The organism is Pseudomonas sp. H26/SER47-MNA-CIBAN-0231 (assembly GCF_040310465.1).
Taxonomy (GTDB): domain Bacteria; phylum Pseudomonadota; class Gammaproteobacteria; order Pseudomonadales; family Pseudomonadaceae; genus Aquipseudomonas; species Aquipseudomonas atacamensis.
The window spans coordinates 74,049-96,528 of sequence record NZ_JBEOPW010000021.1; the positions used below are offsets into that span (position 1 = coordinate 74,049).

Annotated in this window: 22 protein-coding genes; 9 read left to right on the top strand and 13 right to left on the bottom strand. The window is 60.7% G+C overall.

Annotated features, from left to right (window positions below; translation table 11 throughout):
• The first annotated feature begins 84 nt into the window (after window positions 1-84).
• From AAEZ10_RS24255 to AAEZ10_RS24270, 4 genes are all read left to right on the top strand, one after another.
• Window positions 85-690: an SCO family protein gene (locus AAEZ10_RS24255; protein WP_016774221.1), complete on the top strand. Its 606-nt coding sequence runs from the start codon at window positions 85-87 to the stop codon at window positions 688-690.
• Window positions 690-1,169, top strand: coding sequence for a copper chaperone PCu(A)C (locus AAEZ10_RS24260; protein WP_350571326.1), 480 nt, complete (start codon window positions 690-692; stop codon window positions 1,167-1,169). The genes AAEZ10_RS24255 and AAEZ10_RS24260 overlap by 1 nt, the downstream gene beginning before the upstream one ends.
• A 166-nt stretch (window positions 1,170-1,335) precedes the next feature.
• Window positions 1,336-1,710, top strand: a complete 375-nt coding sequence (locus tag AAEZ10_RS24265; RefSeq protein ID WP_073475277.1) for a hypothetical protein — start codon at window positions 1,336-1,338, stop codon at window positions 1,708-1,710.
• The gene (locus tag AAEZ10_RS24270) at window positions 1,707-1,922 is read left to right on the top strand and encodes a helix-turn-helix transcriptional regulator (RefSeq protein ID WP_073475280.1); all 216 of its coding nucleotides are present in this window, start codon (window positions 1,707-1,709) and stop codon (window positions 1,920-1,922) included. Before AAEZ10_RS24265 ends, AAEZ10_RS24270 begins: the two co-directional genes overlap by 4 nt.
• Window positions 1,923-1,981: 59 nt before the next feature.
• Here AAEZ10_RS24270 and AAEZ10_RS24275 read toward each other — a convergent pair whose 3' ends face one another.
• Window positions 1,982-2,998, bottom strand: coding sequence for an ABC transporter substrate-binding protein (locus tag AAEZ10_RS24275; protein WP_350571329.1), 1,017 nt, complete (start codon window positions 2,996-2,998; stop codon window positions 1,982-1,984).
• Window positions 2,999-3,325: 327 nt separating this feature from the next.
• Here AAEZ10_RS24275 and AAEZ10_RS24280 point away from each other — a divergent pair, with 327 nt between their 5' ends.
• Both AAEZ10_RS24280 and katG read left to right on the top strand, forming a co-directional pair.
• A complete protein-coding gene (locus tag AAEZ10_RS24280) occupies window positions 3,326-5,536 on the top strand; it encodes an LTA synthase family protein (RefSeq protein WP_339100089.1) in 2,211 nt (736 codons plus the stop codon).
• A gap of 222 nt (window positions 5,537-5,758) precedes the next feature.
• Complete coding sequence (gene katG / locus AAEZ10_RS24285; protein WP_350571331.1) at window positions 5,759-8,035, top strand: catalase/peroxidase HPI; 2,277 nt, start codon at window positions 5,759-5,761, stop codon at window positions 8,033-8,035.
• 182 nt (window positions 8,036-8,217) lie between these two features.
• On the opposite strand, the gene pepN is transcribed toward katG, so the two are convergent.
• The 6 genes from pepN to AAEZ10_RS24315 are packed head-to-tail and all read right to left on the bottom strand — an operon-like array spanning window position 8,218 to window position 14,736.
• The gene (gene pepN, locus AAEZ10_RS24290) at window positions 8,218-10,875 is read right to left on the bottom strand and encodes an aminopeptidase N (protein ID WP_339100091.1); all 2,658 of its coding nucleotides are present in this window, start codon (window positions 10,873-10,875) and stop codon (window positions 8,218-8,220) included.
• A 10-nt stretch (window positions 10,876-10,885) separates the two neighbouring features.
• Window positions 10,886-11,716, bottom strand: a complete 831-nt coding sequence (locus tag AAEZ10_RS24295) for a DUF2797 domain-containing protein (RefSeq protein WP_016774216.1) — start codon at window positions 11,714-11,716, stop codon at window positions 10,886-10,888.
• Complete coding sequence (locus tag AAEZ10_RS24300; RefSeq protein ID WP_064361999.1) at window positions 11,713-11,973, bottom strand: YeaC family protein; 261 nt, start codon at window positions 11,971-11,973, stop codon at window positions 11,713-11,715. The genes AAEZ10_RS24295 and AAEZ10_RS24300 overlap by 4 nt, the downstream gene beginning before the upstream one ends.
• Before the next feature lie 35 nt (window positions 11,974-12,008).
• The gene (locus AAEZ10_RS24305; RefSeq protein ID WP_339100092.1) at window positions 12,009-12,878 is read right to left on the bottom strand and encodes a rhomboid family intramembrane serine protease; all 870 of its coding nucleotides are present in this window, start codon (window positions 12,876-12,878) and stop codon (window positions 12,009-12,011) included.
• Window positions 12,875-13,846, bottom strand: a complete 972-nt coding sequence (locus AAEZ10_RS24310) for a metallophosphoesterase (protein WP_095179579.1) — start codon at window positions 13,844-13,846, stop codon at window positions 12,875-12,877. Before AAEZ10_RS24310 ends, AAEZ10_RS24305 begins: the two co-directional genes overlap by 4 nt.
• Entirely contained in the window at window positions 13,846-14,736 is an 891-nt protein-coding gene (locus tag AAEZ10_RS24315) for an NAD(+) kinase (protein WP_016774212.1), read from the bottom strand. Before AAEZ10_RS24315 ends, AAEZ10_RS24310 begins: the two co-directional genes overlap by 1 nt.
• 114 nt (window positions 14,737-14,850) lie before the next feature.
• Between AAEZ10_RS24315 and AAEZ10_RS24320 the strand changes: the two genes are divergently transcribed.
• Entirely contained in the window at window positions 14,851-15,801 is a 951-nt protein-coding gene (locus AAEZ10_RS24320; protein ID WP_339100093.1) for a DUF1853 family protein, read from the top strand.
• A gap of 111 nt (window positions 15,802-15,912) precedes the next feature.
• Here AAEZ10_RS24320 and AAEZ10_RS24325 read toward each other — a convergent pair whose 3' ends face one another.
• Complete coding sequence (locus tag AAEZ10_RS24325) at window positions 15,913-17,196, bottom strand: arsenic transporter (RefSeq protein WP_339100094.1); 1,284 nt, start codon at window positions 17,194-17,196, stop codon at window positions 15,913-15,915.
• 149 nt (window positions 17,197-17,345) lie between these two features.
• Window positions 17,346-17,903: an NADPH-dependent FMN reductase gene (locus tag AAEZ10_RS24330; protein WP_024012496.1), complete on the bottom strand. Its 558-nt coding sequence runs from the start codon at window positions 17,901-17,903 to the stop codon at window positions 17,346-17,348.
• Window positions 17,904-18,086: 183 nt separating this feature from the next.
• Here AAEZ10_RS24330 and AAEZ10_RS24335 point away from each other — a divergent pair, with 183 nt between their 5' ends.
• Together AAEZ10_RS24335 and AAEZ10_RS24340 are read left to right on the top strand one after the other, a co-directional pair.
• Window positions 18,087-18,317: a hypothetical protein gene (locus tag AAEZ10_RS24335; RefSeq protein WP_016774209.1), complete on the top strand. Its 231-nt coding sequence runs from the start codon at window positions 18,087-18,089 to the stop codon at window positions 18,315-18,317.
• A gap of 85 nt (window positions 18,318-18,402) precedes the next feature.
• On the top strand, window positions 18,403-19,296 hold the full coding sequence (locus AAEZ10_RS24340) for a LysR family transcriptional regulator (protein WP_339100095.1): 894 nt from the start codon (window positions 18,403-18,405) through the stop codon (window positions 19,294-19,296).
• Here the strand turns inward: AAEZ10_RS24340 and AAEZ10_RS24345 are convergent.
• From AAEZ10_RS24345 to AAEZ10_RS24360, 4 genes are all read right to left on the bottom strand, one after another.
• Window positions 19,262-19,876 (bottom strand): GNAT family N-acetyltransferase, encoded by a 615-nt coding sequence (locus tag AAEZ10_RS24345; protein ID WP_016774208.1) that lies wholly within the window; start codon window positions 19,874-19,876, stop codon window positions 19,262-19,264. The genes AAEZ10_RS24340 and AAEZ10_RS24345 overlap by 35 nt on opposite strands.
• A gap of 292 nt (window positions 19,877-20,168) precedes the next feature.
• Window positions 20,169-20,927, bottom strand: coding sequence for a DNA polymerase III subunit epsilon (dnaQ, locus tag AAEZ10_RS24350; RefSeq protein ID WP_024012494.1), 759 nt, complete (start codon window positions 20,925-20,927; stop codon window positions 20,169-20,171).
• Window positions 20,928-21,141: 214 nt separating this feature from the next.
• The gene (rnhA, locus tag AAEZ10_RS24355) at window positions 21,142-21,612 is read right to left on the bottom strand and encodes a ribonuclease HI (protein WP_350571337.1); all 471 of its coding nucleotides are present in this window, start codon (window positions 21,610-21,612) and stop codon (window positions 21,142-21,144) included.
• Between the two features lie 90 nt (window positions 21,613-21,702).
• Entirely contained in the window at window positions 21,703-22,461 is a 759-nt protein-coding gene (locus AAEZ10_RS24360; protein ID WP_041480625.1) for a class I SAM-dependent methyltransferase, read from the bottom strand.
• Window positions 22,462-22,480 lie beyond the last annotated feature (19 nt).

Consider the following 22,480-nt stretch of genomic DNA (forward strand, 5'->3'; position numbering starts at 1 on the left):
GCCTCAGTTTGCTATCATGCGGCGCTTTTACGGTTAACCCCCCGCCAGTCCTGCCGACTGGCGGGCTGCAAAAGGCGGTATTAGATGACGGCTTTGTTGACTCGCCGCAAGGTACTTGCGGGAATGGGCGTGCTCGGGCTCGGCCTGCTCGCCGGTTGCGATACCCGTGGCCAACTGTCGTACAAGTACGGCAAGGATCTGAGCGACAAGATCCTCGGACGCACCTTCAAGCTGAAGAACCCCGAAGGCGAAACCATGTCGCTGTCGAGCTTTCGCGGAATGATGCCGATGATCTTCTTCGGCTTCACCCAGTGCCCGGCCGTTTGCCCCACCACCCTGGCGCGCGCCGCGCAGATCAAGAAACTGATGGGCCGCGACGGCGATCGTTTGCAAGTGGTGTTCATCACCCTCGACCCGGAACGCGACACGCCGCAGATCCTCGACGCCTACGTCAAAGCCTTCGACCCGAGCTTCGTCGCGCTGTACGGCACGCTTGAGGAAACCAAGGCCACCGCCAAGGAATTCGACGTGTTCTACGAGAAAGTCCCGGCCGGCGACACCTACACCATCTCCCATACGTCCACCAGCTACGTCTACGACTCGCGTGGTGAGTTGCGCCTGGGCCTGTCCACTTCGCTGACAGCCCAAGAGTGCACGGAAGATTTGCTTACTGTTATGGAGGTCTGCTGATGCATCCCGTTCTGAATCACCTCAAACGCACCGTATGTGCACTGTCCCTGCTCGGCCTGGCCTTTCAGGCCTCGGCGCAGACCAAAGTCGACGATGCCTGGGCCCGTGCCACCGTGCCGACCCAGTCCGCCAGCGGCGCGTTCATGACCGTCACTGCCGACAGCGACAGCAAACTGCTCAGCGTTGCCTCGCCAGTGGCCAAGGACGTTCAGATTCATGAAATGAGCATGAAGAACGATGTGATGACCATGGGCCCGGTGAAGTCGGTTGAGTTGCCTGCCGGCAAAGCCGTGAGCTTCGATCCGAACGGCTACCACGTCATGCTGATGGGCCTGACCGGTCAGTTGAAGGAAGGCGACAGCGTGCCGCTGACCCTGACCGTGGAAAACGCCAAGGGCGAGAAAGAAACCATCGAAGTCAAAGCACCGGTCCGCGCGCTGACCAACATGGGCGGCCACGATCACAGCAAGATGCATTGATCGCTGACTGAAAGACTGTTCGCCTGACAGATAAGCGGGGCGGCTTGATCGATGATCGGGCCGCCCCGTTTTTTATGGAAGCGATGCTCTGACCGAATGGAAAGCTTGCTTTACATAAGCAAAGATTTCGACGAGGATGTAAAGGGTCTTTTACATGGAGTTAAACATGAATCGCTATTACCTCGAAATGGGCGCCGCATTGACGCTGTACACACTCGTGCTGATCGCCTCGGTGGTTGCCAGCCAACATTTGCTGGACGCCCATCTGCTGTTGCGTTCAGCCGTCGCGCTGGCGCCGATGATCCCCGCCGGATTGATGTGCTGGGCTATCGTGCGCAACCTGCGGCGCCTGGATGAGATGCACCTGCGCATCCAGTTTGAAGCGCTGGGCTTTGCGTTCGCCGCTTCCGCGTTGCTGACGTTCAGCTATGGCTTTCTCGAAAATATCGGCGCCCCGCACATCCCGTGGACCTGCGTATGGCCGGTGATGGGCGCAATGTGGATCCTCGGTCTGCAAATCGCCCGACGTCGCTATCAATGAAAAATCACCTCAAGGCGCTGCGCGCCGAGCGCAAGTGGTCACAGGTCGATCTGGCGCAGCGCTTGAAGGTCTCCCGTCAGACCATCAATGCCATCGAAAATGAACGCTATGACCCAAGCCTGCCGCTGGCCTTCCAGATCGCGCGAGCGTTCGGGTTGCCGATTGAAAGCATTTTCGAGGATGGGGAAACGTCCATTTCCGACTCGCTGTGAGCGCTGCCACTGACGAGTATTAGCGGCAGACCACAGGAGCCTGCCGCACTCCCCTCCCCTCAACTCCCCGCACCACCATGCGCTTCTTCAAAGAAGTAATCCTTCCAGCTCGCCGCTTTGTTTTTCAACACGCCCAGTTCCTGCAATTTCTCGGCATAGATGAACGTGCGTTGCGGTACGACGGTGAAGTCGATTTCCGGGTCTTTGACGATTTGCTCGACCAGAGCCAGCGGCAGTTTCGATTGCTCTACACGAATGTAGGCCTGGGCGGCGGCGGGTTTGTCGGCTTTGATGATGTTCTCGGCTTCGGCCAGTGCGTCATAGAAAGCTTTGTAGGTTTTCGGGTTTTCGTCGTGGAATTTTTCCGTGGTGTAGAGCACGTTGAACGTCGCCGGGCCGCCGAGGATGTCGTAGGAGCTCAGCACTTTATGCACGTTGGGGTTTTGCAGCGCCTGGTACTGGAAGGGTGGGCTGGAGAAATGCGAGTTGATTTCCGAGCCGCCGGCAATCAGCGCAGCGGTGGCGTCAGGGTGCGGCAGGCTGACCGAAATGTTATCGAACTTCTTGAACTGGTCATCACCGAACTCCCTGGCGGTTTCTATCTGCAGGGTACGCGACTGGAAGCCTACACCTGCGGCCGGCACGGCGATACGGTCCTTGTCGCTGAAGTCCTTGAGGGTTTTGATGTTCGGGTTGTTGGTCAGCAGGTAATTGGGCATCGACCCCAGCGCGGCGATGGCTTTGACGTTCTGCTTGCCCTTGGTGCGATCCCACACGGTGAGCATCGGCGGCACGCCGGCCGAGACGACGTCCAGCGCACCGGTGAGCAGCGCCTCGTTCATCGCCGTGGCGCCGGAAATGCTGTTCCAGTCGACCGTGATCTCCAGGCCTTGGGCCTTGCCGTGTTTCTCGATCAATTGTTGATCGCGCACGACGTCGAGAATCAGGTAACCAATGCCGAATTGCTGGGCAATGCTGATTTTGCCCTCGGCCCGGGCGCCGCTACTGAACAGCGCGCCCGCTGCCAGAGTTGCGGCCAACAGAGTCAGCGCAGAACGTTTGAACGGTGTGGCCATGACAACCTCGCAGCATGGGGGTGGGCTGAAAGGCCTGACTTTATAGCTATAAAAAATAGAAATTAAATATCTTTATCGCATATCGATAGCACTCCACGATTTAGCGTCTGCTGCTGAAACTCAGGAGCAGTGGATGGACCTACAACAGTCTGAAACAAAAAACTGCCGCTTCTGAAAAACGGCTTTAAGGCTCGAAACCCCGTCCGCTATGGGCGCGCGAAATTTCAGCGATCGCCAGCCGCAGGTTTTAATAGCCGATCAGCCTTCCTGCCCTTGGTATCATTACCCACACTTTTTTGACCCTTTGATGACAAGCAGGCCTTTTTTGTGAGCGCTCTTTTCAACTGGCTGCGGCGGCCGAACGCCCGCCTTTTTTCTCTCATCGTTCTGGTATTGATCGTACCGGTGTGCCTGCGTGCAGCGTTGGGCTGGTCGACACCGCTGGGCTTTTTGTCGGATCTGGCCGTGGGCAGTTTGCTGGTGGTAACGCTGCATCGCCGCGCATGGTGGCTGACCTTGCCGGTGGTGGTGTTTTGGGCGCTGCTGGCGATCGCCACGGCAGAATTGGTCAGCGCCGTCGGCCGCCTGCCGACGCCTTCGGATATTCACTACCTGATCGACCCGCAGTTCGTCGAGAATTCCACTGGCGGCGGACTTGCGCACCCTGCCCTGGCCATGGCTTTGCTGGGTGCCCTGGTTTTCTGGCTGCTGACTCAGCTTGTTGGTCGCGGCTTGTCTCGCCCTGCTCTGCCTCGCTCGGTCTGGGCCGCGCCTATTGTTTTGTTCGCCGCCCATTGGGGCGCGCAAAACCTGTGGCCGAATGACGGCGACGCCTGGCGCCTGTACAACCTGCCGCATCAGTTGCTCGCCAGTGAAGTCGCCGACCTGCAGATCCAGGCCGAGGAATGGCTCGACGGCGACGTTGAAGAACCCACACCGGCGATGGCCGGGCTCACCGACGTCGATCTCAACGGCCAGAAGCTGCTCGCCGCGCCGGGGCAGGCGCGCAACGTATTGATCATCGCTTTGGAAGGCATTCCCGGCGCCTACATCCGCGCCAACCGCGAAGCGATCGGCAGTCATTATCAGGAAGACCTGATGCCCAACCTCAGCCGCTGGGCCGAGCGCGGCATGAACACCCCGGATTACGTGCTGCACACCCATCAGACCATTCGCGGTCTGTATGCCATGCTGTGCGGTGACTACGACAAGCTCAACAATGGCACGCCCAAAGGCGTGGAAATGCTCACCCTCAACGAACGCAATCAGGCCTGCCTGCCGGCACAATTGCGCGAGCACGGCTTCAGCACTCATTATTTGCAGGGCGCAGGCCTGCGCTTCATGGCCAAAGACAAGATCATGCCGCACATCGGTTTCGATGCGACCCATGGTCTGGAATGGTTCAGCAACAGCAACTACCTGGAATTCCCCTGGGGCAAGGATGACAAGGCGTTTTTCGAAGGTGCGCTGGATTACGTCGGCCAACTGAAGAAGCAAAAACAGCCGTGGATGCTAACGCTGCTGACGGTCGGCACCCATCAGCCCTACTCGGCACCGGACGATTATCTGCAGCGTTATGAAACGCCGAAGCAGGCTGCTGTGGGTTATCTCGACGATGCGCTGGATGAATTTCTTTCGGGGCTGGAGCGCCAGGGCGTTCTCAACGACACGTTGGTGGTGATCACCTCGGATGAATCCCACGGCATCGACGGCGTGCGGCTGGCCTCCTCGTGGGGTTTCAACCTGACGCTGGCACCGGAGCAGGCGCAACTGCCGCGCCTGAATGCCGGGGTCTATGGTCACGTCGATCTGAGCACCTCGATCCTCGACTATTTTGACCTGCCGGTGCCGTCTGCGCTGAGCGGCCGCTCGCTGTTTCGCGACTACGATTCCGGGCGAGAAATCATGTCGTTCACCAACGGCAAGCTGCGCTACCACGACGGCCAGGGCATCTTCTCCGAATGCGACCTGCCGCGCCGCTGCCGCTACTACCAAAGCACCGGTTTCATCGCCGAAAGCGCCACTTACAAAGGCACCTACAGCGGCCATCCGGCCCGGCAGATCGCCGCGCGCGCCGATGCGCTGGACCTGTCCTTGCTGCGCACACCGCTTAATCATCGCTACCAGTTCGGCAGCAACAACATCATCCCTCTGCAAGCGCAGATCAAGGATGACTGGGCCGACAACCTGATCGGCGCGCAATACCTGGAAATGCCCAAAGGCTCGCACACCCGCGTACGCCTGACCGTTCGCTCGGTCGATCCGCAGCAGGCGGCGTACATTCAGCTCAAGGCCAAGCAATTCGAACAGGACGTGCAACTGGGCCTGCCTACGGAAATGGTCGCCACGGCGGACCAGCCACTGGAGTTGGACTTCAGCTTTGAAAACCCCCAGCCGCGCAAGGCGTTCTCGTTTCATTTGCTGGGGTATGGCAATGGCGCGGTCGAGGTCAGCGACTTCAGCGTCATCACCGAATTGCCCGGCCAGGAAGACATCCTTGATGACGTTCCTGATGACGAAACCGCGCAATCCAGCTAACCCCTGTAGGCGCTGCCGGAGGCTGCGATCTTTTGCCTTTGATTTTTCATCGAACAGCAAGATCAAAAGATCGCAGCCTTCGGCGGCTCCTACATGGGACGGTGAAAGAGTTTGCCTATCGGTATCCAATAGTCGGGCTATTAGCCGACTTGCCAACTCGGGTCTAGCCTTACCAGTCCGAAGTCGGCACGAGCCGGCCGCAGACCTGATAGGGATACGAACATGGCAAACGAATCGAAATGCCCGTTCAACCACGCCGCCGGCGGCGGTACGACGAACCGTGACTGGTGGCCGAATCAACTCAATCTGAAAATCCTCAGCCAGCATTCCCCCAAGTCCGATCCGCTGGGCCAGGACTTCGACTACGCCAAAGCCTTCAAAAGCCTCGACTTCCAGGCGCTGAAACAAGACATCAAAGCACTGATGACTGATTCTCAGGACTGGTGGCCAGCCGACTTCGGCCATTACGGCCCGCTGTTCGTGCGCATGGCCTGGCACAGCGCCGGGACCTATCGCACCGCCGACGGCCGTGGCGGCGCCGGCTCCGGACAGCAACGCTTCGCCCCGCTCAACAGCTGGCCGGACAACGTCAGCCTCGACAAGGCCCGCCGCCTGCTGTGGCCGATCAAGCAGAAATACGGACGCAACATCTCCTGGGCCGACCTGATCGTGCTCACCGGCAACGTCGCGCTGGAATCCATGGGCTTCAAGACCTTCGGTTTTTCCGGGGGCCGCGCCGATGTCTGGGAACCGGATGAAGACGTGTACTGGGGTTCGGAAACCGAGTGGCTGGGCGGCGACAACCGTTACGGCAAGAGCAATGGCCCGGTGCAAGAGCCCGGCGACGGCACGCTGGTGGCTGAGCCCGATCTGCATGGCCGTGAAGAAAGCCGCACCGATCAGGGCGAACGCAATCTGGAAAATCCCCTCGCCGCCGTGCAGATGGGCCTGATCTACGTCAACCCGGAAGGCCCGGAAGGCAACCCGGACCCGGTGGCCTCGGCCAAGGACATCCGCGAAACCTTCGGCCGCATGGCCATGAACGACGAAGAAACCGTGGCGCTGATCGCCGGCGGCCACGCGTTCGGCAAGACCCACGGCGCCGGCCCGGCCGACAATGTCGGCCCAGAGCCGGAAGCGGCCGGTCTGGAGCAACAGGGTCTGGGCTGGAAAAACGCCTTCGGCACCGGTAAAGGCGCCGACACCATCACCAGTGGTCTGGAAGTGACCTGGACCACCACACCAACGCAGTGGAGCAACAACTATCTGGAAAACCTGTTCGGCTTCGAGTGGGAGCTGACCAAAAGCCCGGCGGGCGCCAATCAATGGCAACCGAAAAACGGCGCGGGTGCAGGCGCCGTTCCCCACGCTCACGATCCGAACAAGAAGCTCTCGCCGACCATGCTCACCTCCGACCTGGCGTTGCGCTTCGATCCTGCTTACGAACAAATCTCGCGGCGCTTTCTGGCCAATCCCGATCAGCTCGCCGACGCGTTCGCCCGCGCCTGGTACAAGCTGATCCATCGTGACATGGGTCCGCTCTCCCGCTACCTCGGCCCGGAAATGCCGCAAGAGGAGTTGCTCTGGCAAGACCCGCTGCCCGACGTGACGCACCCGCTGATCGATGACAGCGACGCCACGGCGCTGAAAAACAAGGTGCTGGCTTCAGGGTTGTCAGTGTCGCAACTGGTCTCGACCGCGTGGGCTGCAGCATCGACCTTCCGCGGTTCGGACAAGCGCGGTGGCGCCAACGGCGGACGCTTGCGTCTGGCCCCGCAGAAGTTCTGGCAGGCCAACCAGCCCGAGCAATTGGACAAGGTGCTGAGCACACTGGAAGGTATTCAGAACGAGTTCAACGGTTCTGCTGCCAATGGCAAGAAGATCTCGCTGGCGGACCTGATCGTCCTGGCCGGTAATGCCGGGGTGGAAAAAGCCGCGCAAAACGCCGGGCATTCGGTGTCGGTGCCGTTTTCACCGGGCCGCGTCGATGCTTCGCAGGAGCAGACCGATGTCGAATCGTTCGGCTTCCTCGAACCGATTGCCGATGGTTTCCGCAATTACAGCAAGGGTAAATACACGGTTGCGGCGGAAACGTTGCTGATCGACAAGGCGCAGTTGCTGACGCTCACGGCACCGGAAATGACCGTGCTGCTGGGTGGTTTGCGGGTATTGAACACCAATGTCGGCCAGACGCGGCATGGCGTGTTCACCGATAAAAGCGAAACGCTGAGCAATGACTTCTTCACCCACCTGCTGGACATGGGCGTGGAGTGGACCCCAACGTCACGGGATGCCGATGAGTTTGAAGGCCGTGACCGCAAGACCGGGGCGCCAAAGTGGACGGCGACTCGGGTGGATCTGGTGTTCGGCTCGAATGCGCAATTGCGCGCGTTGGCCGAGGTGTACGCCAGTTCCGACGCGAAGGCGCAGTTCGTCAACGATTTCGTCAAGGCATGGACGAAGGTGATGAATCTGGATCGGTTTGATCTGCGTAAATAGCTGTTTGTTGTACCAATAAAAATGCCGCTCGTTGAGCGGCATTTTTTGTTGATCGTTCCCACGCTCCTCGTTGGAATGCAGCAAGGAACGCTCTGCGTCCCAAAGCCGACGCAGAGCGTCGAGAGAGGCATTCCCACGCAGAGCATGGGAACGATCAACTCGACGGTTCCTACCGGATCGGGTTACGCCAGGCTTTTGCTCACCACTTCATACACATCGCTGGACAGCGACCCGGACGCCAGAATGCGTTCCAGCTCAGCCTTCATCAACGCCTGACGCGCGCTGTCGTATTTGCGCCAGCGAGTCAGCGGGGCCAGTTGGCGCGAGGCGATCTGTGGGTTGAAGCCGTTCAGTTCGATCACCAGATCGGCGAGGAAGCGATAACCGGAACCGTCCGCCGCGTGGAAGTTGATCAGGTTCTGCCCGGCGAACGCGCCGATCAGTGCCCGCACCTTGTTCGGGTTCTTGATGTTGAATGCCGGGTGCTGCATCAACGCCTTCACCCGCTCCAAACCGCCCGGCAAGGTGCTGCCAGCCTGCACGCTGAACCACTGATCCATGACCAGCGGATTGTCCTTGAAGTGCTCGGCGAAGCTGGCCAGGGCGAGGGCCTTCTGTTCTTCGAACGGCGAGTTGACCAGCACCGCCAGGGCGGTCAGGCGCTCGGTCATGTTGTCGGCGGTCTCGAATTGCTCCAGCGCCGCCGCCAGCACTTCCGGCTTGCCGCTGAGCATCAGGTACGACAGGGCAATGTTCTGCAAGGCGCGACGAGCGAAGTGCTCTGCCTCGGCGACGTACGGAGTCTTTTTCGACAGATCGCGGTTGGCCTGATAACGCAGCCACAGCGCTTCGAACAAGCCTTCGGCGAGTTGCTTGCGGGCGAACTCGCGAGCGACGTGAATCGCCTCGACGTCAGCCACTTCGCTGATCTCGGTGAGATAGGCCTCCCCCGGCAGCGAGAGCATTTCGGCAACCATCGCCTGATCCAGCGACTCGTCGGACAGCACCGTGCGCAGCGCCGACACCAAACGCGGATCGAGCTTCAGGCTCTCGCCTTTCTGATGTTGGCCGATCAACTCTTGAAGCACTTGCACCGACAGTTGCTGACCGGCATCCCAGCGATTGAAACCGTCGCTGTCGTGCTGCATCAGGAACATCAGTTGATCGCGGTTGTACGGGAAGCTCAGTTTCACCGGCGCCGAGAAGCCGCGCAGCAGTGATGGCAGCGGCTGTTCGTTGATGTCGACGAAGGTGAAGGTCTGCTCGGCTTCGGTCACCGAGATCACTCGGGTGGTACCTTGTGCCGACGCTTCGCCAGCCAGACGCAGGGCGATTTCATTGCCTTGGCTGTCGAGCAGGCCGAGCTCGACCGGGATCACGAACGGCAGTTTTTCCACCTTGTCCGGGGTCGGCGGGCAGCTCTGGCGGAAGGTCAGGCTGTAGGTTTTCGCCGCAGCGTCGTAGGACTCGCTGACGGCCAGACGCGGTGTGCCGGCCTGGCTGTACCAGCGCTTGAACTGGCTGAGATCAACGCCATTGGCATCTTCCATGGCCTTGACGAAGTCGTCGCAGGTCACGGCCTGGCCGTCGTGGCGCTCGAAGTACAGATCGCTGCCCTTGCGGAAGCCTTCTGCGCCCAGCAGGGTGTGGATCATGCCGACCACTTCCGAGCCCTTTTCGTACACGGTCAGGGTGTAGAAGTTGGAAATCTCGATGAAGCTGTCCGGACGCACGGCGTGGGCCATCGGCCCGGCATCTTCGGCGAACTGGTGGGTACGCAGGTACGCCACGTCCTGAATGCGCTTGACCGTCGCCGAGTTCATGTCCGAGGAGAAACCGGCATCGCGGAACACCGTGAAGCCTTCCTTGAGCGACAATTGGAACCAGTCACGGCAGGTCACGCGGTTGCCCGACCAGTTGTGGAAGTATTCGTGGGCGACGATCGCCTCGACCCGCTGGTGCGCGGCGTCGGTGGCGGTTTCGGCGCGGGCCAGCACGGCGCTGGAGTTGAAGATATTGAGGCCCTTGTTCTCCATCGCGCCCATATTGAAATCGTTGACGGCGACGATCATGAAGATGTCCAGATCGTACTCGCGACCATAGACCTCTTCGTCCCAGCGCATGGACTTCTTCAGGCTGTTCATCGCGTGCTGGCACTTGTCGATGTTTTCCGGCTCGACATAAATGCGCAGCGCGACATTGCGCTGGCTCATGGTGGTGAAGGTGTCTTCGACGCACCACAGATCACCGGCGACCAGCGCAAACAGATACGCTGGTTTCTTGAACGGGTCTTCCCAGGTCGCCCAGTGCCGGCCGTCTTCACCGGGGCCGGAAGCGATCGGGTTACCGTTGGAGAGCAGCACCGGGTAGCTGTGCTGTTCGGCCACGACGGTGGTGGTGAACTTGCTCATCACGTCCGGGCGGTCGAGGTAATAGGTGATCTTGCGAAAGCCTTCGGCCTCGCACTGGGTGCAGAACATCGCGCCGGACTTGTACAGGCCTTCCAGCGCGGTATTGGTTTCCGGGTGGATGCGTACGCTGGTGTCGAGGGTGAAGGTTTCACTGGTCGGCTGCAGGGTCAGGTGGCTGTCCGAGACTTGATAGTCAGCAGCGCTCAGCTCCCGGTCCGCCAGCGTCACCGAGAGCAGCTCAAGTTGCTGGCCGTCGAGCACCAGCGGCGGCAGGCCGGCGCCGCGCTCCGGGTTGCGGCGCATCACCAGTTGCGCGTGAACCAGGCTGTGGTCCTCGAACAACTCGAAGGTCAGGTGCGTTTCGTCAATCAGGTACTCGGGCGCCTGATAGTCCTTGAGATAGATCATCTTCGGTTGTTCGGTGCGCATGCTGGAATCCTTATTGATGCACGGCGAGCTGGTACGCCGTGTATTTACGAATGTTGATCACGCCGGTGTCGAAGATCAGGTACTGGCCCTTGATCCCCAGCAGCGTGCCTTCGGCAATCGGGTTCTTGTCCAGGTTGAAGCTGACGATTTTCGCCGGGTATTGCTCGACGGGATAGCGGATTTCCAGCGGTTCGACATCGGCAATCGTCTGAATCGCCTGTAGGCCGAATCGCTCCTGCAACCCTTGCAGGCCCTCAGCGCAGCTTTCGAACAACTGATCGCGCACTTGGGCCAGATCCACCGCCGCGGCATCGCCCTTGAGCAGCGCGCGCCAGTTGGTCTTGTCCGCCACCTGGCTGCGGAACAGGTCCTCGACAAAGCCCGACTGCTGGCGTGTCGATACACGCATGATTGGCAAGGCTTGACTCGCACCCTGATCGAGCCAGCGGGTCGGCAACTGGGTGGCACGGGTGATACCGACCTTGATCCCTGACGAGTTGGCCAGGTAGACCACATGGTCGGTCATGCAGAACTGCTGGCCCCACACCGGATCGCGGCAGGTGCCGGCGTCGAAGTGGCAACGCTCCGGGCTCATGATGCACAGGTCGCACTGTGCCAGTTTGGTCATGCACGGGTAGCAATAACCCTGGCTGAAACTGGTTTTGGTCTTGCGCCCGCAATGGGTGCAGTGGATCGCCCCCAGGAATTCCAGACGCAACGTGCTGCCGATCAACGGATTGACCGGCACCTCGACGTCATCCAGACGAAACGCGTATTGCACGTTCGACCCGTCCAGGCGCGCCGACATTTTGCTGATTGCACCGCGGCCAATCTCGATCAATGGATGGCATCCGACTTGAACAGGATGTTCGGCACTTCGATCGACTTCGACGCACATTCTTGCGGGCCCATGTAGCCAGTGCGCTGGTCTTCGGGCAGGTTCTGGACTTCCCAGGCAATCATCGCCTGCAACGACAGCTCGCGCTGTTCGGCAGTGAGTTTGTTGCCGTCGGACCATTTGCCGATTTCCACGGCCAGTTTCAGGCTTTCGTAGATGTCCGGGGTGATGTTGCTGATCATGTCGTTGAAAGAGGACATCAGGGTCTCCGTGCTCTTTGCTGAAACAAAAAATGTTAGACGGCCAGTTTACGGCGGTTATACAAACCGCCCAACAAACCGGTAAAGCATCCGATGAGTAACCCGCTCAGGTGCGCGGCGTTGGCGATCTGGCCGAAACCGATCAGCGAAATCACCCCGGACATGCACACCACCAGCCACACCAGCATCATCACCAGCACGCCGCGCGGCAGACGATAGGCCGGGTTCGGCGCCAGCAGCTGGAAAATCCAGCAATGCCCGAGCAAGCCGTAAAGCACGCCGGACAGCCCACCAAACAGGCTCGGGCCGCTCCAGACGAACTGCGCGTAGTTGGACACCAGACTGAACAGCAGCGTCAGGCCGATCAGGTTTATGCTGCCCTGACGCGACTCGATGCGCCGCCCCAGCTCCCAATACCACATGCCGTTCATGGCCAGATGGAGGATGCCGAAGTGGATCAGCATCGGCGTGACCAGCCGCCACCACTGCCCTGCCGCCAGACTGTCGGCCAGGGGCGTGAAGTGGATGTACTCGCCGATCACGCGAAAATCGAGGAAGGTCAGCCAGCGCAGGGTCTCGAGGTTTTCGCCGAGGAAGGTCAGACCACCAACGATCAGGCTCAACAGCAGAATCAATCCGGTGGCCCTGGCGTGTTTCAACTGTTCGGCAAAACCCGGCCGTTTGAAGGTCTGGCCCACGGGAATGTCCAGTTGCTGATCCGGGTCGCCGGCCGGGAAGCGCTCGTACAACGAACGCACGTCCTCGCTGATTTCCTCCGGCGCCCACAACACCTGTTCGCCCGCCTCTTCGCTGACCCGATGGGGCACTTGCATGCGTTGCAGCAGTTTGACAAAACCGCTCAAATCCACCGCCAACGGCAGGCGCAATACCGCTACCGCACTCATTGCAGGACCTCCGGCCGCTCGACATCGACCCAGACGAATTTTTGCGGATCCAGGCGCGTTTCCTGGTCCAGACGATAGGCCACCAGTTTGCCGTAAAGCACGGCGCTGTAATCCAGGCACGCGAGGTTCGGGCGGATCGGCGCCGGTTTGCCGCTGCGCCAGTAGTGGCCGACGAACAGCAACGGCTCGTCGACGCCATAGCGCAGCAGGGAATTCTTTTCGGTTGAAGTCAGCGGCGTCTGCGCGACAGGTTCCGGCAGTGCATCGGGCTGGAAGACGATGTCGCCGTAGGTTTTCGGGTCGTCCTCCCAGAACTTGGTGCGGAAGAACGAACGCACCAGACCGTCGCCGCTGGTCATGGTCAGGCCACCGGGCAGACGCATGTCGGTGCCGCGCAGCAAGCGGTCGAACACGGTGCAGGCGAAGCTGCCGGGCACCGCCGAGGCCTGGAGGAAATGCTCATCGACGCAGCCATTGGGGAACAGCGCCCGCAGCGGCTCGATCAGTCCGGCATCCCAGCACGCATGGACGACGCGGAAGCGACCGGCATCGACGAACAGCGGCAGCTCGTAGAACCACTGCTGGAAGTCATGCCAGTCACCGGGATGGTCCTCGAATTGGCTCAGGGTTTCCTGCAACAGCCGCGCATGGCGCTTGGTGTGTTCGCGCACGAACTGCTTGCCGCTGCCCGGTGGCGCCGGGGTGACCCAGCCGAGCGCATTGAATTCATGGTTGCCCATGATGCACAGCGCCTGCCCCGCCTCGACCATGTCGTGGACGATATGCAGCGCCTCGCGAATACGCGGGCCACGGTCGATGATGTCGCCGACGAACACCGCCATGCGTGACGGATGCCGCCAGACCCCGCCCTGCTTGTGATAACCGAGACGGTCCAGCAAGTGTTCGAGGGTCATGGCGCATCCGTGCACGTCACCGATCAGGTCGTAACTGCGCGCGGGATCGAGCATCAGTCGCCTCCGCCCCCCAGCTTGCTGCCCCAGCCAAGCTTGGTGCGGCACACCTCGTAGTAATTGTGATCGAGCGGATGAATCAGGCGCAGCTTCTGCGCTTTCTTGCTCACGGTAATGGTGTCGCCCGGTGCGCAGGTGAAGTGGTTCTGGCCGTCGCAGGACACCTGCGGATAGATCTGCATATCTTTGGACACGACGATTTTCAGCTCACTGTTGCCATCGACCACGATCGGCCGTCCCGACAAGGTATGGGGGTACATCGGCACAATCACAATAGCGTCGAGCTTGGGATGCATGATCGGCCCGCCGGCGGACAACGCATAGGCGGTGGAGCCGGTGGGCGTGGCGACGATCAGGCCGTCGGCCTTCTGGCTGCAGACGAACTGGCCGTCGATATACAGCTCGAATTCGATCATCCGCGTCGATTTGCCCGGGTGCAGCACCACATCGTTGAGCGCATCGCCCTGGCCGATGGCCTCGCCATGGCGACGCACTTCGGCTTGCAGCAGGAAGCGGTTTTCTACCAGATAGTGGCCGTCGAGCACTTCGGCGACCTTGATTTCCAGCTCGTCCGGGCGAATATCGGTGAGGAAGCCGAGGCTGCCACGGTTGATGCCCAGCACCGGAATATTGTGCTTGGCCAGCGCCCGCGCAGCGCCGAGCAGGCTGCCGTCACCGCCGACGACGATGACCATGTCGCAGACTTCGCCGAGCATCTTGCGCGACGAGGTTTGCAGGCCGTGGCCGGGCAGGACTTCAGCGATGGTGTCTTCGAGGATCACATGCAGGTGACGGTCGAGCAGAAAGCGTTTCAGTCGGCGGACGGTATCCAGCACCTGGGAACTGCCCAGGCGACCGATGATGCCGATATTACGAAATTGCTCCATGGGACCTCTGCGGACAATCGAAAACGCGAAAACCCGATTATGGGCGAAAGCGCCAGATAGACAAAATCCTTTCAGCCACAAGGGTGCGCTCAGGTTTAAGGCTATGCTCGCAAGATGATCCTGTTTCCCGATTTGTTGCAGTTGCCCCATCAGTTACGCCATCCCGAAGTGCGGGACCTGGCGTGGGTGATCCTCGCCCCGCCGATGCTCGCCGCTACGCCGTGGCCGCAGCGCCATCCGCTCGCCGGCAGCGACTGGGTGCCCGACCCGCAGCGTCTCGAACATTGGCTGCGCCAGCTCGACCACGACAGTTACGGCCTGCTGCAATGGCTGGCGCAGGCGCGCACCCGGCGCCTGGGCCTGTATTACGAGCGCCTGTGGCAGTTCGCCGTCTCGCATGCGCCGGGCATAGAATTGATCGCCGCCAACCTGCCAATCCGCCGCGCCGGGCACACCCTCGGCGAGCTGGACATGCTGCTGCGTGACCGCGACGGCGTGCATCATCTGGAACTGGCGATCAAGCTCTACCTTGGCCCGCAGGATGGCGATGGCCGCGATCCGGCGCAGTGGTTGGGGCCGGGTTGTCATGATCGGCTGGATCGTAAGCTGGCACATCTGGCCGAGCATCAATTGCCGATCTCGGCGCGCCCAGAAAGCCGCGAAGTGCTCGCGGCGCTGGATATCGAAACCTTCAGCGCGCAGCTGTGGCTGGGCGGTTATCTGCTGTATCCGTGGCCCGGGCAGGCCGACTCACCGCACGGCGCGCATCCGCAACATCTGCGTGGCAGTTGGCTGCATCAGAAGGACTGGCCGGCGTTTGTCGCGCAGCGCCCGCCGGGCCGCTGGCAACCCCTGCCCCGCCATGCGTGGCTGGCGCCGGCGCATTACCCGGCGGATCAGGTCTGGACAGATGAGCACCTGCGTTTGTGGCTGGAAGACCTGCCAGCACTGGCCCCGGCGCAGTTGATGGTACGCCTGACCGAGAATGCCCAGGGCGAATGGGAAGAGGCGGAGCGGTTGTTTCTGGTGGCGGATCTTTGGCCGAATGTGCCCGGTCAAACCTGAGATTTGTGGTGCCTGAACTGGCCCAATCGCTGGCAAGCCAGCTCCCACAGGTTTCGCGGTGAATACAAATCCTGTGGGAGCTGGCTTGCCAGCGATTGGGCCCACCCCGGTCTACAGCGAAAGCCGCACCGCCAACGCCGCCAACGTCACCAGCAACACCGGCACCGTCAGCACAATCCCGACGCGGAAGTAATAGCCCCAGCCGATGTGGATGCCCTTGCGCTCCAGCACATGCAACCACAACAAGGTCGCCAGACTGCCGATCGGAGTGATCTTCGGCCCCAGGTCGCTGCCGATCACGTTGGCGTAGATCATTGCTTCCTTGATCACGCCGCTGGCCTGACTGGCATCAATCGACAACAAGCCGATCAACACCGTCGGCAAGTTGTTCATGATCGACGACAGCAGCGCCGTCAGCACCCCGGTGCCCATCGCCGCGCCCCACACGCCGTGGCCGGCGAATACGTCCAGCCACCCGGCGAGGTAACTGGTGAGTCCGGCATTGCGCAGGCCGTACACCACCAGATACATGCCCAGCGAGAAAATCACGATCTGCCACGGCGCCTCTTTCATCACTTTGCGCGTGGAGATTTTGTGGCCGCGCGCGGCAATACCCAGCAGCAAGGCGGCGCACACAGCGGAAATTGCGCTGATCGGAATGCCCAGCGGTTCGAGGGCAAAGCAGCCGATCAACAGGATCACCAACACCGCCCAACCGGCATAGAACGTCGCTTTGTCGTGGATCGCGGTGTGCGGGGTTTCCAGTTGTTCCGGGTCGTACGCCGCCGGGATGTCGCGGCGAAAAAACCACAGCAACATGCCCAGCGTCGCCGCCACGCTGACGAAGTTGACCGGCACCATCACCGCGGCATAGCGGTTGAAGCCGATGTGGAAGAAGTCCGCCGAAACGATGTTGACCAGGTTCGATACCACCAGCGGCAGGCTCGCCGTGTCGGCAATGAACCCGGCGCCCATGACGAATGCCAGCGTCGCCGCCGGTGAAAAGCGCAACGCCAACAGCATCGAAATCACGATCGGCGTGAGAATCAGCGCCGCGCCGTCATTGGCGAACAACGCAGACACCAGCGCACCAAGCAGCACCATGAAGGCAAACAGTTTGCGCCCACTGCCCCGCCCCCAACGCGCCACGTGCAGCGCCGCCCAATTGAAAAAGCCAGCCTCGTCGAGCAACAGGCTGATGATGATCAGCGCCACGAAGGTGCCGGTGGCGTTCCAGATGATCTGCCAGACCAGCGGAATATCCGTGAGGTGAACGACGCCAAAAATCAACGCCAGCACGGCGCCCAGCGTTGCACTCCAGCCGACGCCGAGACCTTTGGGTTGCCAGATGACGAGGGTGATGGTCAGCAGGAAAATCAGTGACGCAGCGAGCATTCGCAGAAGCCTTCAAATAGCGAAACGGGTGGAAATCGAACAAATGTGGGAGCGAGCCTGCTCGCGAAAGCGGTGTGTCAGACGTGAAATTGTTATCTGACAGTCCGCCTTCGCGAGCAGGCTCGCTCCCACAGTGAGTTTCGGTGAGTTTATTTCTTGTGTTGCTCTACGAACTGGCCGTAGGCATCAATGAATTTTTGCAGGAACGGCTTCACCGAGTCGCTCAGTTTGCCCGCTTCGTCGAACGCGTTACCGGCGCCGCCCAGATACGCTTCCGGCTGTTGCAGGCAATGGATATCGAGGAAAACAAAAGTCTGGCGCAGGTGCTGGTTGGCGCCGAAGCCGCCGATGGCGCCTGGCGATACGCTGATCACCGCACCGGGTTTGCCACTCCACGCGCTCTGGCCATAAGGGCGCGAACCAACGTCGATGGCGTTCTTCAACGGTGCCGGGATCGAGCGGTTGTACTCGGGGGTAACAAACAGCACCGCGTCGGATGACGCCACTTTCTGACGGAAAGTGCTGTAGGCTGCCGGCGGAGAAGCGCCGTCGATGTCTTCGTTGTACAGCGGCAGCTCACCGATTTCGACAATCTCGAGCTTGAGATTGGCCGGCGCCAGTTCGGCGAGGGCCAGTGCGACTTTGCGATTGATCGATGCTTTGCGCAGGCTACCGACCACTACAGCGACGTTGTAGACATTGCTCATGGATGACTCTCGATGGTCCGTGGGAAGAGTCGCTAGTTATAGATGATCCAGTGGCGCTTTCACCAGTGGTCATTGGTTTTTCCTGCGCGGCGAATATTTTTTTCCTGTAGGAAAACTTACCGAGCTTGGTGACGGTCTACAAAGCCGCAAATCAAGCGTTTTATCTCCAGAGGTTCTAAGCAGATGGCAGCAGTACTCGTCGGTCAGTTTCATGCAAGAGATGCGGAAGGCCGCGTTTATTCCGTGCATGAATTCCAGGAATCGAACCCGTCTGCAGACGGATCCACTGGCTCGGAGCCCATTTACAGACTGGCTATTGGCGATCGGGTCAACAAAGTCAGTGACAGCGAGTTTCTCCTGGTTCAATCAGGCATTACCCTGATTCGCGAACCTGAGCCAACCGTCGCTCAATAACCCAGCGTTATGAGCAGAAGTCATGCGAGCGGACTTGGGGTAGGATTCAGCGTCTGACCCCACCTGCTGAACATGGACTTCACGCATGCGTTTACGCCACATCGAAGTGATTCAGGCGCTCTTGCAGACCGGTCACCTGGGCACCGCCGCCGAATGGCTGCAACTGCCGGTGACCGAGGTCGAAGAGCGTTTGCGCGAAGCCGAGAGTCAGTTGGGGTTCATGCTGTTCGCCAGCGTTCGCGGGCGCCTGCAATCGACCGCCGAAGCGCGCGCCTTGCAAGTGGAAATCGCGCACATTTACGAGGCGCTTGAGCCGGTGCAGCGTCTGGCCAGCAGCCTCAAGCAATACCTCGCCCCGCCCTTGCGCATCATCGGCACCCCGCCGCTGGCCCAACAATTGCTGCCACAAAGCCTTGCGACTCTGCGTCGGCGCTTGCCGGACGCACCTTGCAGCCTGCTCAGCGCGCCGACTCGCGACATCGTTCGCAGCCTGTTACTGCGCGAAAGCGATCTGGGCCTGAGCCTGCACGATCCCGAACATCCCGATATCCACTGCCAGCCGCTGGCCCAGGGCAAGCTGCAATTGCTCGCTCCGCACGGCTGGCTACAACCGAAACAGAAATACATTTCCCTCGCGGATCTGGCCGGTCAGGCCATGGTCGGTCTCGAAGGGCATGATCCGCTGAGCCCGGCACTGGAAAACAAACTCCAGGCCTTGCGCCCGGCGCCAAGCATTCAGACCCGCGTGCAGACCCATCAGATGATGCGCAGCATGGTCGAGGCCGGCGAAGGTCTGGCCATCGTCGACCCCTTCACCGCGTTGGGCGCCCGCGCCGGTGGGCTTGACGTCTGCCCGCTCTCACCGGCAGTGCCGATCAACCTCTACGCCCTGACCTTCAAACATGCCACGCCGTCAGCGGCGATTCAGACACTGCTGACGATCGTCACGGAACAAGCCGAGGCGATGTTGTCGAGCTGAGTGGTTTTTCCAGCGGATTATCGAACAGGCGATACCAGAACAACGCGACTTCGGCGGTGTGCGGATCGATGCCGCGATAGCGCAACTGGTCGATGCCGCCGATCACATAACCGCAACGCTCATACAGACGACAGGCGCCGAGGTTGTTGTTCTGGGTTTCGAGCATGATGCCCGGCAGCTTCTTCTTGCGACTCCAGAACTGCGCGACATCGAGCAACGCCTTGGCCACGCCGTGGCGACGGGCCGGGGCATGCACCGCCAGTTCATCGATGTGGGCAAAGCCGTTCCAGTTGGTGCTGATCACCAGGTGACCAACCGGCTCGTCGTCCAGGTACGCCATGAAAATCGCACTGTCGGGCGCGTTGTGAAAGGCGCTGAACTCTTCCGGATCAATACCGTAGCACTTGCGGTACGGCACGATCGGCGTCACCGGCCACTGCTCGACCGGCTTGCCGATCACGGCGGCGCCATAGGCGGCAACCTCGAAACTGAAGTCGCTGCCCCAGATATACGGCGCAAAACCTTCGTCGGCGACCCGCACCGACAACCCTGGGTATTTCGGATTCATGACCGGTTGCATACTGGGAAAAGTCCTCATTCCTTGACGCAGCCGACAGTGTCGACCTTGCTGTCGCGATGGATGATTGCCAGCGCAAATTTCAACTCTTTGTACATGAGGCTCAGTGTCCTGAGGCGGCAGATTTGCACCTGACCAGTGCACTCAGGGTAGAGGGTTGCAGCGAATGTGGCGAGGGTGGCAACTTGGCTCCATGTCGCCAAATGCAAAAAATCGCTGCCTTCGGTGTCTCTAACTTGGAATGCAATCCCCGTAGGAGCCGCCGAAGGCTGCGATCTTTTGATCTTCAGGTTTTTCAGGCCTGCGCATCAGCCTCGGCAATCTGCGTCCACAACGCCGGCGCTCCCGCCGATTTGGCGATGATTTCCAGCCGCACCAGATGCGCCGCCAGTTCTTCTTCAGTCGCCCGGATGATGCGTGCTGGCTGGCGATCGACCGGCAGGCGGCGGATTTCGGTAGCCGAGTTGTCGGCACCCTCGCCCGTGCCATTGCCATCGGAGGCGTTGCCGGCCAGCGACAGGCTGGTCTGGCCGCCGGTCATGGTCAGATAGACGTCGGCGAGAATCTCCGAGTCGAGCAAAGCGCCGTGCAGTTCACGGCCGGAGTTGTCGACGCCGTAACGCTTGCACAACGCATCGAGGCTGTTGCGCTGCCCCGGGTGACGTTCCCGAGCCATCATCAGGGTGTCGAGGATCGTGCAGTGCTGGGTGATGTCAGCGCGATCGTGCTGGCCCATCAAGGCGAATTCGTTGTTGATGAAGCCAACGTCGAACGCCGCGTTGTGAATGATCAGCTGTGCGCCCTGAATGAACTCGAAGAACTCGTCGGCGACTTCGGCAAAGCGCGGCTTGCCAACGAGGAATTCGTTGGTAATACCGTGCACACCGATCGCACCCTCGTCGCTTTCGCGATCCGGTTGCAGATAAACGTGAAAATGCCGGCCCGTCAGGCGCCGACCGATCAGTTCGACGCAACCGATTTCAATGATCCGGTGACCATCGGTCACCGGCATGCCGGTGGTTTCGGTATCGAGTACAACGGATCTGGTGGCCATCAGTGCTCAGCTCTCAACGGGTCAATCGGGCAAAGGCGCGGATGTTAACACGCTGGGAATGAAGCCTGTAGGAGCTGCGGCACGCTGCGATCTTTTGATTTTTCTTACAGCAAGATCAAAAGATCGCAGCCTTCGGCAGCTCCTACAGGGGAATGCATTGCAAATGTGGGAGCGAGCCTGCTCGCGAACGGCCACGCCACGGTTAGAAGCGAAATCAGCTCTGCTTGTAACCGCGAACTTCATCCACCCCACGGTTGGCCAGCTGGTCAGCCCGCTCGTTACCGTGATGACCAATGTGCCCGCGCACCCATTTCCAGGTGACTTTGTGGCGATTGACCTGCTCGTCCAGCTCTTTCCACAGATCGGCGTTTTTCACCGGTTCTTTCGCAGCGGTTTTCCAGCCGCGCTTCTTCCAGTTGACCATCCACTCGTTGATGCCTTTCATCACGTATTGCGAGTCGGTGACCAGCAGCACTTCGCAGGGGCGCTTGAGCGCTTCGAGGCCACGAATCGCGCCGAGCAGCTCCATGCGGTTGTTGGTGGTGTTGGCCTCGCCGCCCCACAATTCCTTTTCGACGCCCTTGCACACCAGCAGCGCGCCCCAGCCGCCGGGGCCGGGGTTGCCCTTGCAGGCACCGTCGGTGAACAGTTCTACGGTGTCGACGCTTTCCACGCTTTCGCTCATGCCAGTCTTTCCAGAAAAATGCCTGTCCTGCCAATCACGGATCGACAATGACCGCGGCCGGGACAAGCCCGGCCACAAATAAAAGAAGATTTACGGTTCGATGCGGCGGCGGTTGACCTTGGCCATCGGCAGCGGAATCAGCTTGCCCATCGGCTCGCGGCGTTCCTGGCGCAACGGCCGGAGCCCCACCACGATCTTGCGCGCCACCAGCAGATAGAAGCCCCCGCCGGACAATTGCCAGTCACCGGCCTTGCGTTCCCAGCCGGCCAGACGGTTCTGCCACTTGGGTGATGCGAGCGGCGGACGATAGCACCCGAAGCGGCGTTTCTCCAGCGCGAAGCCCAGCAGATTGAGCCAGTCGGCGACCCGCGACGGCGAGATGCAGCGCGCCTTGCGCAGGGCATCATTGGCGAAGAAATGCCGCAGCCCCCAGGTGCTCCAGGGGTTGATGCCGATGATCAGCAGATGTCCGCCGGGGCGCACGCTGCTCGCTGCTTCACGCAGCAAACCGTGGGGCGACAGGCAGAAATCCAGGCCATGCTGCATCACCACCACGTCGGCGGCGTGCTCGCTCAACGGCCAGGCCTGCTCTTCGCAGACGATCTCGACTCCGGGCAACGGTGCGCCGAGACGCACGTTGCGCTGCACTTGCGGCGCGGCCGGCGGGGTTTCGGCGGACGGCCCGTAATGCACCAGATAACCGCCGAAGAAGCGGCCGAGCTCGTCATCGAGCATGCGCCGCTCTTCATCCAGCAGAAATTGCCCGAGCGGCCCCGACAGCCATTCGCGGGCGGCGCTGATCAATGCCAGCCAGTCGGGATCGGCCTGAGCGAACGCTTTATCGGTCATGTCATTCTCCAACGCGCCA

What these genes read in the sequence shown, in the direction of transcription:
- dnaQ (WP_024012494.1), bottom strand. Translation starts at nt 20,927, where the DNA reads ATGGCCACCAGATCCGTTGTACTCGATACCGAAACCACCGGCATGCCG.
- AAEZ10_RS24330 (WP_024012496.1), bottom strand. Translation starts at nt 17,903, where the DNA reads ATGAGCAATGTCTACAACGTCGCTGTAGTGGTCGGTAGCCTGCGCAAA.
- AAEZ10_RS24320 (WP_339100093.1), top strand. Translation starts at nt 14,851, where the DNA reads ATGATCCTGTTTCCCGATTTGTTGCAGTTGCCCCATCAGTTACGCCAT.
- AAEZ10_RS24260 (WP_350571326.1), top strand. Translation starts at nt 690, where the DNA reads ATGCATCCCGTTCTGAATCACCTCAAACGCACCGTATGTGCACTGTCC.
- AAEZ10_RS24335 (WP_016774209.1), top strand. Translation starts at nt 18,087, where the DNA reads ATGGCAGCAGTACTCGTCGGTCAGTTTCATGCAAGAGATGCGGAAGGC.
- AAEZ10_RS24325 (WP_339100094.1), bottom strand. Translation starts at nt 17,196, where the DNA reads ATGCTCGCTGCGTCACTGATTTTCCTGCTGACCATCACCCTCGTCATC.
- AAEZ10_RS24305 (WP_339100092.1), bottom strand. Translation starts at nt 12,878, where the DNA reads ATGAGTGCGGTAGCGGTATTGCGCCTGCCGTTGGCGGTGGATTTGAGC.
- AAEZ10_RS24360 (WP_041480625.1), bottom strand. Translation starts at nt 22,461, where the DNA reads ATGACCGATAAAGCGTTCGCTCAGGCCGATCCCGACTGGCTGGCATTG.
- pepN (WP_339100091.1), bottom strand. Translation starts at nt 10,875, where the DNA reads ATGCGCACCGAACAACCGAAGATGATCTATCTCAAGGACTATCAGGCG.
- AAEZ10_RS24310 (WP_095179579.1), bottom strand. Translation starts at nt 13,846, where the DNA reads ATGCTCGATCCCGCGCGCAGTTACGACCTGATCGGTGACGTGCACGGA.
- AAEZ10_RS24345 (WP_016774208.1), bottom strand. Translation starts at nt 19,876, where the DNA reads ATGCAACCGGTCATGAATCCGAAATACCCAGGGTTGTCGGTGCGGGTC.
- AAEZ10_RS24270 (WP_073475280.1), top strand. Translation starts at nt 1,707, where the DNA reads ATGAAAAATCACCTCAAGGCGCTGCGCGCCGAGCGCAAGTGGTCACAG.
- AAEZ10_RS24315 (WP_016774212.1), bottom strand. Translation starts at nt 14,736, where the DNA reads ATGGAGCAATTTCGTAATATCGGCATCATCGGTCGCCTGGGCAGTTCC.
- AAEZ10_RS24340 (WP_339100095.1), top strand. Translation starts at nt 18,403, where the DNA reads ATGCGTTTACGCCACATCGAAGTGATTCAGGCGCTCTTGCAGACCGGT.
- katG (WP_350571331.1), top strand. Translation starts at nt 5,759, where the DNA reads ATGGCAAACGAATCGAAATGCCCGTTCAACCACGCCGCCGGCGGCGGT.
- AAEZ10_RS24255 (WP_016774221.1), top strand. Translation starts at nt 85, where the DNA reads ATGACGGCTTTGTTGACTCGCCGCAAGGTACTTGCGGGAATGGGCGTG.
- AAEZ10_RS24265 (WP_073475277.1), top strand. Translation starts at nt 1,336, where the DNA reads ATGAATCGCTATTACCTCGAAATGGGCGCCGCATTGACGCTGTACACA.
- AAEZ10_RS24300 (WP_064361999.1), bottom strand. Translation starts at nt 11,973, where the DNA reads ATGTCCTCTTTCAACGACATGATCAGCAACATCACCCCGGACATCTAC.
- rnhA (WP_350571337.1), bottom strand. Translation starts at nt 21,612, where the DNA reads ATGAGCGAAAGCGTGGAAAGCGTCGACACCGTAGAACTGTTCACCGAC.
- AAEZ10_RS24275 (WP_350571329.1), bottom strand. Translation starts at nt 2,998, where the DNA reads ATGGCCACACCGTTCAAACGTTCTGCGCTGACTCTGTTGGCCGCAACT.